At 68.0% G+C, this 13,454-nt stretch carries 10 protein-coding genes; 1 reads left to right on the forward strand and 9 read right to left on the reverse strand.

All coding sequences use genetic code 11. The annotated features are described in order from the left end of the window. Positions 1 to 86: 86 nt before the first annotated feature. The 3 genes from AB0B86_RS27820 to AB0B86_RS27830 all read right to left on the reverse strand — a co-directional run bounded on the left by AB0B86_RS27820 (position 87) and on the right by AB0B86_RS27830 (position 5,207). A complete protein-coding gene (locus AB0B86_RS27820) occupies positions 87 to 1,019 on the reverse strand; it encodes a GNAT family N-acetyltransferase (protein WP_357409828.1) in 933 nt (310 codons plus the stop codon). Between the two features lie 209 nt (positions 1,020 to 1,228). Then, the gene (locus tag AB0B86_RS27825; protein WP_357409830.1) at positions 1,229 to 3,316 is read right to left on the reverse strand and encodes a cellulase family glycosylhydrolase; all 2,088 of its coding nucleotides are present in this window, start codon (positions 3,314 to 3,316) and stop codon (positions 1,229 to 1,231) included. A gap of 160 nt (positions 3,317 to 3,476) precedes the next feature. Then, positions 3,477 to 5,207 carry a cellulose binding domain-containing protein gene (locus tag AB0B86_RS27830; protein WP_357409832.1) on the reverse strand — a complete coding sequence of 577 codons (1,731 nt, stop codon included), beginning with the start codon at positions 5,205 to 5,207 and terminating at the stop codon, positions 3,477 to 3,479. Between the two features lie 560 nt (positions 5,208 to 5,767). Here AB0B86_RS27830 and AB0B86_RS27835 point away from each other — a divergent pair. Further along, positions 5,768 to 6,808: a LacI family DNA-binding transcriptional regulator gene (locus AB0B86_RS27835; RefSeq protein WP_357409834.1), complete on the forward strand. Its 1,041-nt coding sequence runs from the start codon at positions 5,768 to 5,770 to the stop codon at positions 6,806 to 6,808. 76 nt (positions 6,809 to 6,884) lie between these two features. Here AB0B86_RS27835 and AB0B86_RS27840 read toward each other — a convergent pair whose 3' ends face one another. The 6 genes from AB0B86_RS27840 to AB0B86_RS27865 form a co-directional block, all read right to left on the reverse strand. Then, entirely contained in the window at positions 6,885 to 8,795 is a 1,911-nt protein-coding gene (locus tag AB0B86_RS27840; RefSeq protein ID WP_357409836.1) for an immunoglobulin-like domain-containing protein, read from the reverse strand. 516 nt (positions 8,796 to 9,311) lie between these two features. Further along, positions 9,312 to 9,668 (reverse strand): hypothetical protein, encoded by a 357-nt coding sequence (locus AB0B86_RS27845; RefSeq protein ID WP_357409838.1) that lies wholly within the window; start codon positions 9,666 to 9,668, stop codon positions 9,312 to 9,314. Between the two features lie 596 nt (positions 9,669 to 10,264). Continuing rightward, positions 10,265 to 10,549 carry a hypothetical protein gene (locus AB0B86_RS27850; RefSeq protein ID WP_357409840.1) on the reverse strand — a complete coding sequence of 95 codons (285 nt, stop codon included), beginning with the start codon at positions 10,547 to 10,549 and terminating at the stop codon, positions 10,265 to 10,267. Between the two features lie 189 nt (positions 10,550 to 10,738). Beyond that, positions 10,739 to 11,206 (reverse strand): hypothetical protein, encoded by a 468-nt coding sequence (locus AB0B86_RS27855; protein WP_357420118.1) that lies wholly within the window; start codon positions 11,204 to 11,206, stop codon positions 10,739 to 10,741. 253 nt (positions 11,207 to 11,459) lie between these two features. Next, entirely contained in the window at positions 11,460 to 12,323 is an 864-nt protein-coding gene (locus AB0B86_RS27860; RefSeq protein WP_357409844.1) for an O-acetyl-ADP-ribose deacetylase, read from the reverse strand. Positions 12,324 to 12,474: 151 nt separating this feature from the next. Then, positions 12,475 to 13,305: an AfsR/SARP family transcriptional regulator gene (locus tag AB0B86_RS27865; RefSeq protein WP_357409846.1), complete on the reverse strand. Its 831-nt coding sequence runs from the start codon at positions 13,303 to 13,305 to the stop codon at positions 12,475 to 12,477. Positions 13,306 to 13,454 lie beyond the last annotated feature (149 nt).

Below are 13,454 nucleotides of genomic sequence, written 5' to 3' on the forward strand. Positions count from 1 at the left end.
AAGGGTGTTGATGTCTGTCGTCACAAACGGATCATCAACACCCTTCGCTGCGTCCGCAGCCCCGCCCTGACTTAGGACTTACTCGTCTAGGGCTGGACGTCGTTGGAAAAGCTGATCCGGATCCCCGTGTTGCGGTATCCGGCGCGACGGAAAGCGGCAGCCATGGGCGTGTTGCCCATGTCGGTGGTGGCGGTGATGTGCGACTCCCCGTTGGTGGCGTGCAGGCGGGTGATCTCGGCGAGCACCTCGTCCACGTAGCCACGCCCGCGGAACTCCGGCACCACCCCGAGATAGCCGACGTTCACGTTGTACGAGGTCGCGGAGGGAATCGCCATGCCCACCACCTCGCCCTCGCGCGTGTGGGCGATCCGCCACCACTCCCGCCTACCCGGCGCCCGGAGATAGAAGTCCATCTCCTCGCGCGCTGTCGCGTCCACGCCCTTGGCGGCCAGGTTCGCACGGGTCTGGGCGTCCAGGCTGCCCTCGGCGATTCTCTTGAACACCGCGAGAAACTCCTCGTCGGAGGCCTCGGCGAACCGCAGCCTGCCGGCCGCCGGGGGCACCCCGTCGGCGGGCGCCCACTCGAACTGCAACCGCTCCACCTCCCGAGTGAGGCCCGCCGCGTACGCCGCCGCCCGCCGCCACTCCACGGCCGTCGAGGTGGCCGAGTCGTCGCGCCAGTCACCGGTGACCTTGATCCGGTACTGCACCGGCTCTGGGAACCCGGCCAGCGCGGCCCTGATCAGCTCGGCCGCGACGGCGGCACGGTCGCCCACGGCCGGGTCCACGTCGAGGCAGTCGAGCGCTACCGGATGCGGGCTACCCTTCGGCCCCCACCACAATGCCCGTCCCACGACCTGACCGTCGTGCTCGGCGATCCAGGTCCATTCCGGCCGGTACATGTCCTCGGCCAGATCGGCCAGGTAACGGTCGGCGGGGATCCACCCGACAGGCTCGGCGACGAGCCATCGGGTCACGCGGTCGAGGTCTGCGGAGGCAGCAGCGCGGTAAGTGATCATCCGCAGAGGCTAGCGAGACCAGCACCACGACTGTACGGGTCGACGGGTCGTGCGGCCCTCGTTCTGATCTAGAGCTCGAACGGATGCAGTACGACATCCCTGTGCTGCTCTGGTGGTGGACGACGAGCGGTGAACCGGTTGGCCATCCAGACAGTGGTCGCCAGGGCATCGTCGATGCCCTGGCGACCGATCGTCGCTGTTCGCTCTGGTCAGGAGACGCTGCCGGTGACCGACGTGCCGGACTTCGTCAGGCGGTACGTGATCTGGGTGCCGCTCCAGAAGTGGAACGTGAGCGTGACCGGGCCGTCGTTGACCTCGGCGAAGAACTCCGGCTTCAGGATGATGGTGTTCGTGGCGTAGTCCGGCTGGAAGGTGCTCCAGAACTCCTTGTACGAGGTCCAGTTGGCCGGCCCGGCGGGACTGCCGTCGGCGTACTTAGCCTCCATGGTCGCGAGTTGGTCGCCGCGGAACTGGGTGGGGATGCTGAATGAGGTGGTGGTGCCCGTGGCCGCGGCCTGCGTCGGCGGGTCGTAGGAGATGACGCTGATGGGCCAGGGCACCCCCTGCGAGAAGTGCACTTCGAGGTTGGCGTTGACGCCCGGGGCACGGTTGCCGACCAGCCGGGTCAACGCAGAACTGGTGAGGGTAAGCGTGTCGCCGGCGACAGTGTAGTCGGTGCCGCTGGTCAGCACGGTGCTGCCCTGCCGCAGACTCCGGAACGAGGCCCCGTTGAGGTTCAGGGTGAGGGACTTGCTGGTGATGGTGCCGGTACGGCGTACGTAGATCTGGTCCGACGACGCGGTCGCCGACCGGGTGGTCCAACTCGCCTTCATCAGTGCGTACAGGCCGGGGTCGCGCCACTGGAGGTCGGTGCGGTTGAGGAACGACCCGGCGTCCCAGAGCATGGTGGTGAATTTTCTGGTCCGGGCCTGGTAGCCGACCGCCTCGAAGAACTTGAGCACTTCGCCGCGCTCGATGATTCCGGGCCGGGTGTAGTCGTAGGCGAGCAGGGCCCACTCGCCGACGATCACCGGGATACCCTTGGCGACGAAGGCGGCGTGCACCCGGTCGAAGCTCTGGAGCAGATCCTGCTCGACGTTCGTGTCGTAGCGGATGCCACCGGCGATGTTCGCGCTGAACGGCCAGTACCCGTAGAAGTGGACGGTAGCCGCGATGTTCCTGTCGCCAAGCTGGCTGATCGTGGTCGCCAACGCGTCGAGCTGGGCCTGGTTGGAGTTGGTGTTCAGGGTGGGCAGCACAAGCAGCCGGGTGGCGTTGTTCCCACCGGACTGGCGTAGGAGCCGCACGAACGCGACGTTCAGTTCGCGCAGCACCTCGTCGCTCTGGGCGTCACCGGACGTGCCGGCGAACTGCGGTTCGTTGATGCTCTCGAAGGTGAGCTTCGCCGAGTGACCGCGGAACGTGGCGGCGATCTGGGTCCACAGGGCTGTGTAACGGTTCATGACGTTCGTGCGGTCACCGGGATAGCCGTTGATCCACTGCCAGGAATCGTGATGCAGGTTGACCAGCACGTAGAGGTTCTCCGCGAGCGCCCAGTCGACCACCTGCCGGACACGGCTCAACCAGGCCGCGTCGATCGTGTACGCAGGGGCAGGACCGTGGTGGTTGCTCCAGGTCACCGGGATGCGGATGCTGTTGTAGCCCTGTGCCTTCACCTGGTGTAGCAGCGCCTGGGTCACCAGTGGGTTGCCCCAGGCGGTCTCGTCCGGGATGGCGTCCATGGTGTTGCCCAGGTTCCAGCCGGGCTGCATCGCCGCCACCGTGGCCATGGCGTCGCCGCCGGCCGGCGGCGGATCGGTCGGGGTGGGGGTCAGGGTCGGTGTCGGCGTGGGTGTCGGTGTCTCGGCCACTCGGCCGGTGCAGGTGACCCCGTTGAGGGCGAACGACGTCGGTGCGGTGTTACCGCCGGTCCACGACCCGTTGAAGCCGAAGGCAACCGTCGCGTTGGTGGCGATGGCCGCGTTGTAGCTCACGTTCTTCGCGGTGACCTGGTTGCCGGACGAGGTGACCGTCGCGTTCCACGCCTGGGTGACGCGCTGGCCGGACGGGAACGTCCAGGTCAGGCTCCAGCCGTTGACCGCGTCGCCGAGGTTGGTGACCTTAACGTCGGCGGTGAAGCCGCCCTGCCACTGCGACGGCACGGTGTACGCCACCTGGCAGCCGGCCGCCGCCTGGGCGTTCCCGGCGACCATCAGCCCTGCCAGCACAAGTGTGACCACCGCGCCGACGACGAGGCTGACCCGTCGATATGTCGTTCGAACGTACTGCGGATTCATCAGGAGAACTCCTCGCCGTGGTGGCGCCTGGGGTGAGGTGGGTCTGCACGTGCCGGCGGCCTGCGCCGTCGGCCGGATCGGGAGAAGGAGTCACGTGAGTGGGGCGTGTGGGTGCGGATGCGCGATCCCCACCCACACGCCCGACTGGGCGGTGCAGCCGTCAGAGGGTGAACACGAGTGTGGAGATGCTGCGGGCGCTGACGTTGATGGTGGCCTGCCCGCCATTGACGGTTGTCGGTTGGCTGGCCGCGTTGGCGTTCTGTGAGGTGAGGTAGTGCTCGGCTCGGGTGACGTTCTGCGGTGCCTGGACCACCGCGTTGTTGACCGCGCTGTTCGAGCGGTTCAGGATCACCAGCGTGACCTTGCCGTCACCCTGGTAGGCGGTCACCTCCAGCGGTGAGGCCTTGGAGCTCTTCGTCAGCCCGACCCGCTGGTAGCCGGGGCGGACGTACTTGGCGTACTGCGAGAACGCGTACCCCCGCTTGAGCGGAGCGCCCGCGATGGTGCCGTAGGCCGACTCGCCGTCGCCGATGAAGGAGTAGTAGCGCTTGCCGTACCACCAGATGTAGGCGCTCCAGTTGGCCTCCATCGAGCGGTGCACGGTGCGCATGATGTCGTCGAGCGTCTCGTTCCAGACCGTGACGTTGCTGGGGTTGCCCCAGATGTTGGAGCCGCCACCGTCGGCGGCGTGCAGGTTCCACTCGGTCATCCACACCGGCTTGTTGTACTGCTGGGCCAGGGGGTACGGCGCGAGCCGGCCGGCGGACTCGGTGCCGTACAGGTGGCCGCCGATGTAGCCGATGTTGTTGCGGGCGGTGGCGTCGTTCAGGGTCGGATCGGTGAAGCCGTAGTTGAGGTTGACCGCCTCGGCGACCATCAGCTTGGTGTTCTGCACCTTCGTGCCCTGGTCACGGACGAAGTTGCGTAGCTCGGTGCCGCTCCAGTCCATCGAGTCGTAGTCCGGGTGCCAGTCGGGTTCGTTCTGCACCGACGTGACGTCGATGCTCACCCCCTGTCCCCGCATGTACTGGACGTAGCTGTTCAGATGGTTCGCGTAGTCGTCGTAGTAGTCGGTCTTCAGCTTGCCGCCGTTGACCCGGCTGTTGTTCGTCTTCCACGCCGCCGGCGCGGTCCAGGGCGACGCGAGGATCTTCACGTTCGACCCGGACGCCTTGGCCGTCTTCAACGAGTTCACATGCGTCGCCCACTCACTCGACACCGGCGACAGACCAGTGCGCACGATGGACAGACCCAACTGGTTGGCGCCCAGCCCGACAAGCGTCTGCGTCTCGGCCGTCGACCACGCGCTACCCCAGATCGACTGCGCGGCCCCGAACCCGTCAACTGTCTGATACCTGGTCGCACTGTTCACCGTGATGTCCGCCGGCCCGTTCGGCGGTGGGGTGGTCGGTGGTGGCGTGGTTGGCGGTGGGGTGGTCGGTGGTGGCGTGGTCGGCGCCGGGGTGGTCGGCGCCGGGTCCCCGGTGCAGGCCACCCCGTTGAGCGTGAAGCTTGTCGGAGCGGGGTTGCTGCCGGTCCACGATCCGTTGAAACCAAACGACACAGTGCCGTTGGTGGCGATGACCCCGTTGTAGCTGACGTTCTTGGCGGTGACCGCGGCACCGCTCTGGGTCAACGTCGTGTTCCACGCCTGCGTGACACTCTGCCCCGCGCTGTAGGACCACTCCAACGTCCAACTGCTGACCGGATCACCAAGGTTGGTGACGGCGACGTTGGCACCGAATCCACCCTGCCACTGCGACGACACTCCGTAATCCACCGAACAACCAGCCGCCGCCGCACCGGCCGGCATCGCGGCAACCGCTGTCGATGCCAACAGCACCGCACCGGCCGACACCGCGGCGGCCTTGATGACGCTGGATCTCCTCATAGATCATTCTCCTGAAATTCGGGGGACGAATACTGCCCAAGGCAATGCAATCCAGACTCGCCGGCCTGCCTGTTCGACTGATCGCGGCGAAGTCGAGATCCGCGCCGCGTCACTGCCGGAATTTGCCGCGAAGACCGCGGGAGGCAGGCCTTGCACCAGAGTGAGGTCGGTCGTTCTCCTGCCGGAGGGTCGCGATCGACACGGATTCCACGATGCGGACCGTTCGCCGCCAGGCCACGCCGCCACCGCGGCCAGGTCAGCTGTGCAGGACATCGTTAGCGCTAACAGGTGCTGCCCAGCGCACCTGACACTGACTCACTGTGATGCCCTGTTGGCGGCCGAGCTCCCGACGACACGCCACTTTCGCCCACATCGACTGTGGTGGATAGCATGCCACGCGTCAAGGTACGCCGGCGAGGTTTCGCGAAAGCATTCCAAAGTTGACCGGAGGTTGACGGCAAGCGCTTCCCACCCGGTCGGCACACGAAATGTTGTCGCAAACATTTCTGCGGTATTCGCGGCGGATTTGGTACGGCCCGGACAACCGGTAGAATTCCCGCGTGATCGAGGAAGGTCAACTGCCGCGCGCCCGCAAGCCCTGGCGCGGTGACCTGCCCATCGCCGCGATCGCCGAGCTCGCCGGCGTCTCCGCGCCCACGGTCTCCAAGGTCCTCAACGGCCGAGGCGGTGTGGGCGAGCAGACGCGCAGGCGCGTGGAGGCACTGCTGCGCGACCACGGGTACCGGCGGCGACAGACAAGTAGCGCGACCCTCTGCATCGAGGCGGTCTTCGACCGGATGCTGCCCTCGATCGCCATGGAGATCCTGCGAGGTGTTCAGGAGGTCGCCAGCGCCCGGGACTGCATGGTCGGCTTCACCGATGTGCATCGCCGTCTGCTGGCCGGCCAGCCCTGGGTGGAGCCTCTGCTGCTGCGCCGACCGACAGCCGTCATCACGGCTTTCTCCACGGTCACCGCCGATCACGGTGAGCAGTTCGCGGCCAGCGGCATACCACTGATCGCCATCGACCCGACTGACGACCTGTTCCCCACCCCCGCCGTGGGGTCCAACAACTGGAGCGGCGCTCTGGCCGCCGCTCGACATCTTCTCGATCTGGGGCACCAGCGGATCGGATTGATCACCGGCCCGGTCAACGATTTGTCCGCGCGAGCTCGTCTGGACGGCTTCCGCGCCGCGTTGGACTATGCCGGTGTCGCGTTCGACGCGACGCTCGAACGACGCGGTGTCTTCAGCTTCGACGACGGCCGTGACCTCGGCGCGCAGTTGCTTGCCCGGACCGACCCGCCGACGGCCGTCGTCTGCGGCAACGACCTCCAGGCGATGGGCGTCTACGCCGCGGCCCGCGATGCCGGCCTGCGGATTCCTGACGACCTCAGCGTCGTCGGCTTCGACGACGTCGACCAGGCGGCGTGGCTGGCACCGCCACTGACCACGGTGCGGCAGCCGTTCGGTGAGATAGGCGCGACCGCTGCCCGACTCGCGCTGAGCCTGGCCGACGGCCACCCGCTGACACAGGACCGGTACGAGCTCGGCACCGCGCTCGTCGTGCGTGGCAGCACCGCGCCGCCCGCTTCCCCCTGATCCCCCGCCAGGACTTCGATCCCCGCTCGGGGATGTCGGCGACGTGGTGACCCGAGGGCCAGGCCGCCGCCCGCCGTCACCGGCAGGAGGTCGCCTCGTACGCGAGCGTCTGTGCCACCCGCAGCGTCCTGCCGTCGACCTCGACGGATGCCGTCACGGTGACCACCCCGGCGGCAACGCTGCGCCTGTGCGTCACGAACGGATGCGACCGCTCCCTACCCGGCCGGAGGTTCTTGACTGACGTCGCGCCGAAGTCGGTCCGGACATCCGCATCCATCGCCGCCGACCCCTCGTTGCGCACGGCCACGGTCAGCGTCACCCTGCCTGCGGCGCACCGGGACCGGACCATCGCCGACACACCCACGACGTCGACGTGGAACGAACTGGTCCGCGTCTGACCGGACACCGTGTAGGAGACGGTCACGGTCTGCCTCCCCGGCCGGTCCGGGTCGTACCCCGAAATGGTGTATCCGCCGTGTCCGGCGAGCAGGACCTCACCCTGGACACCGTCGGTGTAGTCGGCCGTGACGACGAGGCCGGTCAGATCCAGGGCCTGACCTCGGGCGTAGCTGGTGCGCGCCGGAGGGATTCGCACCGCGATCGACGACGGATCCGCGCCGCGCAGGGCGGCGTGCTCCGCCTGGGTCAACGCGAAGATGTTGCCGTGGCGGATGACGCCTTGGGCCAGCTCGTAGTTCGGCTTCTGCGCCCAGTCGATGGGCGTCCACCGGCCGGAGGCAAGATCGTCGCCCCAGTACGGGTGCAGCTGCTCCTCCAGGCGGGCTCCCGACGGCGAGCCGAGCCATTTCTGGTCGGCATAGAGGTAGTAGCCCGCCCCGCGTACGTCACCGGGGTTGGCCTTCACCACCATCGGCGCCTCGGCGTAGGTGGTGCCCATCGTGTCGTGGGTGATGCAGCCCCTGACCAGCTGCCATTGCTCAGGCGGCGCGAGCACCGAGGTCGCCCGCTCCTGGTAGATGTCCTCCGAGCCGCACGACGGGACGTAGCTGGTGGTCCCGACGCCGGTGGAGGTGCGGTCGGCGACGAAGCGGTGGTAGGAGCCGTCCTCGCCGTCCTGGATGAGGACGGCGTCCAGCGTCCCGTGTCCGGGCCTGTTGATCATCACCTGCGGCGGTGTGAAGGTCACGAAGTCCCGGGTGGTGGTGTAAAGGGTCTGGTTCCTGCTGAGCGGGTAGCGACCGTTCGGGTCGGTGCGGTCGGGTGTGTAGTACGTCCCGCTCGGATACACCGACGACGTCCAGTACACGACGTAGGCGCCGATCGAGGTGTCCCAGATGGCCTCCGGCGCAAACGTCATGCCCGCCTCCTCGGGGGCCACCAGAACGTGCCGTTGCTCCGACCAGGTTCGCAGGTCGGTGGACTCCCACACCTCGATGTAGCGACTCGCGCCGCTCTGTGCCCAGTCCCAGTTCTGCCACCCGTACGCCCGGCCATCGACATTCAGGTCGGTCGCGACGAGGTAGAACCGGTCCCCCTCCGGCGAGCGGACGACGGATGGGTCCCGCACCGCGTGCATGCCCTTGCTGGACTGGAGGAACACCTGCCCACCCCTGACCGCCGTCCAGCGGGTCGCGTCGTTGCCGACGCTGGTGGCCATGTAGATCTGCTGCCCCGCCTGGCTGTTGGACCTGGCGAAGTTCGTCATGCCGTACCGGGAGAACGGCGCCAGTTCCACGGCGGGTCGCACCGTCAGGACGAAGTCACGACATGCGCGGTCTCCGCCGGCGCTGACGCACGCGGTAAGGGTCACCGACACCGGCGCCGACCCCGCCGGTGGCCGCCGCACCACCCCCGCCGCGATCGGACCGTCGGCTGCGTCGGAGACCACCTCCGGCCTGGACGACCGCCAGCTCACCGCCGCTTTCGGCACCGCCGCCACGGTGGCCGGGAGCGTCACGTTGCCCCGCACGTCCGCGAGGTCGGGGATGGTGATCTGGGCCAGGGCCTGCTCCGCGATCCCCGTCATGGTGGTCCCCCCTGCGCTCGCTGCCCCGCTGCCTCCTGCGACAAGACTTGCCGGCGTGCCGGCGGCGTCCGACCCCCGGGCTGCGGTCAGCCGCGCAGGCTCCACTGTTGGTTGGCGCTGCCGGCGCAGCTTCAGGTGATGGCCGTGGGACCGTCGCTGGTGCCCGTGGCGCGGGGCGCGCGGCGCACGAGCGCGCTCCATAGAGTTTTCGTCCGGTGGCGCCCACCTGGAAACGACGCCGGCCAGGCTTACCCGCAACAGCGGTGAACCTCAATGGAAGACGCTAGACGTGGGCTGTCTACGAGCGCAAGGTTGTTCGCGAAATCGATTCGTTGGCCGCCCGTCTGACCATCGACGACGCACTGCGGGCGGGCCGACTGGGCACTCTCGACACCTCTCTGCTGGTCACCGCACCGATGGCCCAGGGCTATCAAAGGAAACCACGGCTACGTCCGGGTGTGCCCGGGGTGACCGGGTCAGGGCCCGGACCACCGCAGCCCTGAGTACGCGATCGGCTCAGGCTCTGGGGGCGACCCGCACGATGCTCGCTCCGCCCACGGTTGCGCCACCCTGCTGTACGGCAAAGGTCAGGTTGTAATAACCGGGCAGCGCCTCCACCGCGATGGGAATGACGCTCACCGGTCGTTCGCCCGCCGCACCGGATGGCCGCACCGGCTGGGCCTCGAAGGTCACCTCTGCCGAACCGGGCCGAGTCGTGCCCCCTGCGGCGCTCTTCAGTTCGCTGGCATCCCCGTACGGGCCCGTCAGGCGCGCAGTCAGCTCGACCTGCGCCGCCTTCGCGGCGGGGTCCGTCCCCGGCTTGACGATCCAGTGAACCGTCATTGCCTGGCCAGGCTGGTAGACCGTGTTCACGTCCTCGCCATCGCAACACGTGTACGTCGTCGGGGTGCCTGCTGGGGTGGTGGGCCGCCCGGCGCCGCAACCCGATGTGACAAGCGTGGCCAGACAGGCAACGGCCACAAGCCGACACGTCTTCATGAGCATGAGCGTAACGAGCATTGCCCTCGAACGTCCGGACAGACCTGACCCAGCCAGCATCCAGTCGATGGGCCGCCCGCTGAGTAAAGCGCTCACGAGCCTGGACACCGCGCCGTCGAGCAGCCGCCACACAGGAGCCCCAGCCGATCTGCCGCCGCTACCTGTCGCTACACCACGGCAATCGGGTAGCCAATCGTGGCGATGTCGTGCCGCAGTTCGGCATGGGTGAGCTGAGGTTCAGCGCCTGTATCACGGTGTTGGTCACGGCCCGTTGGCCACCACGTGTCCGACTGCCGCCCGGTCCACCTCGATTTCGTAGTAGTCGCTGGCGAACTCGACGAAACGATGAACTGCCCGGCCTCGTCGCAGAAGACGGGTTCCTCGAGCTGCGGACGCAACTCCACAGGCAGGCCGTCCCCGCCGGCTTGCGCACCGCTATGTCGCGCGGCGACCCCCGCACTCCCGACCGCCTATTCCTCACCGCGAGGTATGGAGACGAAGCCGCCTGTCCACAGGTCCTCATCCAACTCGTAGGTATCGATCATGAAGCAGTCCGGCTCGTCGCGAAATCCGGGAAGCAGTCGGGCTGCCTCGACCCGTTCACTCGCCCGATGCTCGGTGGAGTAGACGCCCAGGACCTTGAGGTCGTCCCCGTCTTCCTCGTCCCAAACCAGCTCGCCGTCCTCGCGGTGGACGGTTGGGCTCCCGTCGACGTTCCGGGCGTGCCGGATGTGCCAGAGCACGAAGACGTCCATACACGAGACCGTAGCCCGGCCCCACGGAGCCAGCCCGGCGAGTGCGGCTACCCGGCGGTGATCACTGGCTTCCACTCCCTGACGCCGCAGGCGTGCGGGGGCTACCCATCGGGCGGGTCACCACGCCAGCGCTGATCGCGGCAGGAGAGTGCGGCTGATCGAGTGTGGACCGAAGTGCAGCCCCTGAGGTCAGTAGTGCGCAAGGACCTGCGCCACCGGATGGCCGAGAACCGCGGACACCTCGGCGAGCTCCTGCACATCAAGCTCGTACTTGGCGCGCGTCGGATTCATGGCGCTCACCTCGAAGCGCGCGAAGGCGATCGGCCAGTCGTAGTGAAGAGCGTCAAGCGAAACCGTCGTCCCGCAGCAGGGAACCGTCACGTCCAGCTCATCGAAGCGTCCGCCGTTCTCGTCCATCAGGTCGAAGAGCCACGTCACGTCGATGTCGCTGGCACAGCGCGGACATGTGACACGGGTGAAGTTTTCTCCCGCGTCGATCAACCTGACATGGGCATAGAACTCATATTCGACCTGCTCCACATCGTCGCCGGGTCCCGAGAAGAGCCGGGTGACGTAGGCCGTGGTTGCGGTGGCAGCCCCGGGAGTCGGCTGCCAGTGTGGGTCGGTCGGAACCAGGCGGATGTACCCGTCGCTCATGGCACTCATGATGCCCGCTGAGGTTGATCAACCAGTGGGAGCTACCGACAGCGAGGCGAGCACCCACGTTCGGCGGTGTCGGCGGCCGTTGCCATCCGCTCCTCGGCAGGCCCGCGCGCCCCGAGGCGCACTGATGTGCCACCTGAGACGGCCATCGCGTGATCCTTCGAGACGGCCAAGAGCCACTTACTCTTGGGGCGCTTCAGCCGATGACAGCAGACGATGGCGCAGGCGAGGGTGAGTCAGCCGGGAATCAGTCGGCTTCACGTAGCGCGGCGTAGCGGTCGAGCAAGATCGGTATTCCCGTGCGCACCCACCACGGAACGTGCACGGCGCCGGCAGACATGCCGTGGCCAGGGTCGAACGCGGGGACGTGTATCGCCCCGTCGCTGTCGTGCCACGGTGCAGATTCGCGGCTGGTGAGAGGTTCGCCAACAACCTCCTCGATGGCATCCGTGATGAGCGCCCGTAGGGTGAACCAGCGGTCTGGCAGCGGCGTGTCGGCGAACCGCGCGCGAAGTTCTCGCCACAGGTACGAATCGCCGCGCAGCCCGTACTGCAATGGCTCGCGTTCGAACAGGAACCCGACCGTGTGGGCGCCGACCGGTGGCGGACAGCGACCCCAGAGCGCGGCGCGCGTTTGCTTGTACATGCCTTCGTCGAATGCGACAAGCCGCACCTCGTCGACGCACGTCTCGGCAGCCGCGATGGTCTCGATCGCCGCAGAGATGGCATCGGCGGGCGGCCAGCCGAAGACGCCCGTGCTGATCAGCGGGAATGCGACGCTGCGCGCGGCCAGTTCGTCGGCGACCTCCAGGGCCCGCCGGTAACACGACACCAGCAGCGAGCGGTCGCGCTGTCCGGCCTTGTAGTTCGGGCCGACCGTGTGGATGATCCACCGCGCGGGCAGGTCGCCCGCTGTTGTCCATCCGGCGTCGCCGGTGGCGAGGCCGTCAGGAAACCGAGCGATACAGTCACGCAGGACCGCCGGGCCTCCGATGCGATGGATCGCCCCATCCACACCGCTGCCACCGCGCATAGCCGTGTTCGCCGCGTTGACGATGGCGTCTACAGCCTGCGTCGTGATGTCACCTGGAACGGCGGTGATAACTGGCACGGCATCAGTCTGCCCGGAGGCATCGACAGAGCGGCGACCAGCCCAGCAGAAGCGGCGCTCTCACCGGGCGACTCGATCGGACGAGCCGCGGACCGCGGCCGGTGCGGTGACGATGCTCCGCTGATGTCTCGACTGCCGAAGCTGCATCTCGTCACCTTCCTTGTGGACGAAGAGGAGATGCCCGCCGATGAGGCTCACCGTCGCGAGCCGGCCCCCATCCGCCCAGCGGCGGCAGCCGGACCTCGTCCTCGGTGAGGATGGCCTGGCGCAGGTCTCGCAGCCGCCGGCTCGGCTCCAGGCCGAGTTCTCGGCGCAGCGACGAGCGCAGCCGGTCGAAGGAAGCCAGCGCGTCGGCACCCCGCCCGCTGCCGTAGAGCGCGACCATGAAGGCCGCCTGCAGGCGGTCACGGCCGGGATGAGTCCGGACCAGTGCGGTGAGTTCCGGTACGGCCCGTGCGTGTCGGCCCAGACTCAGCTCGACCTCGAGCCGTTCCTCGATCACCTGCAGTCGCGACTCCTCCAGGCTCATCGCCTCCGGCTCCAGCATGCCGTCGGCGAGACCGGCGATGGCGGGCCCGCGCCACAGGTTCTCGGCGCGCAGGAAGGACCCCACGGCCTCCGCCGCGCGACCCGCGGCGAGCGCCTGCCGAGCCCGGTGGGCCTCGTCGTCGAAGCGGGTCCGATCCAGCGCGCCAGGCTCCACCGTCAGCAGGTAACCACCCGGCCGGCGTACCAGCGAATGCTCGGGCAGGCCGCCGGCGATGAGCTGGCGGCGCAGCGCCGCGGCGCAGTTGCGGATCTGACTCGCCGCGGTGGCCGGCGGACGCAGCGGCCACAGGCAGTCGACCAGTCTGTCGGCCGGGACCACCCGGCCGGCCCGCAGCAGCAGCACGGCCAGGATCCGCTGCTGTCGGCGTCCGCCGAGCGGCAGGGGCGTTCCTTCGACGGACGCTTCCAGCGGGCCGAGGATCCGGAACTCCATGCGATGACCTCCATGCCGACCGCACCCCGCGCACGGCCTGGTCGTCAGGTTGCCCAGGCCGGGTTGGCGTTTCCTTGGCAGCGCCGTACGTCGTGGCAACCAGACGAGGCGTCCCCGACTTCACGGGGCTGACAACACCCATCAGGAGG

It is taken from the genome of Micromonospora sp. NPDC049047, from assembly GCF_040649135.1.
In the GTDB taxonomy this organism is placed as follows: domain Bacteria; phylum Actinomycetota; class Actinomycetes; order Mycobacteriales; family Micromonosporaceae; genus Micromonospora.

Coding starts and splice junctions, on each gene's coding strand:
- AB0B86_RS27820 (WP_357409828.1), bottom strand. CDS start 1,019: ATGATCACTTACCGCGCTGCTGCCTCCGCAGACCTCGACCGCGTGACC.
- AB0B86_RS27865 (WP_357409846.1), bottom strand. CDS start 13,305: ATGGAGTTCCGGATCCTCGGCCCGCTGGAAGCGTCCGTCGAAGGAACG.
- AB0B86_RS27850 (WP_357409840.1), bottom strand. CDS start 10,549: ATGGACGTCTTCGTGCTCTGGCACATCCGGCACGCCCGGAACGTCGAC.
- AB0B86_RS27840 (WP_357409836.1), bottom strand. CDS start 8,795: ATGACGGGGATCGCGGAGCAGGCCCTGGCCCAGATCACCATCCCCGAC.
- AB0B86_RS27855 (WP_357420118.1), bottom strand. CDS start 11,206: ATGAGCGACGGGTACATCCGCCTGGTTCCGACCGACCCACACTGGCAG.
- AB0B86_RS27830 (WP_357409832.1), bottom strand. CDS start 5,207: ATGAGGAGATCCAGCGTCATCAAGGCCGCCGCGGTGTCGGCCGGTGCG.
- AB0B86_RS27825 (WP_357409830.1), bottom strand. CDS start 3,316: ATGAATCCGCAGTACGTTCGAACGACATATCGACGGGTCAGCCTCGTC.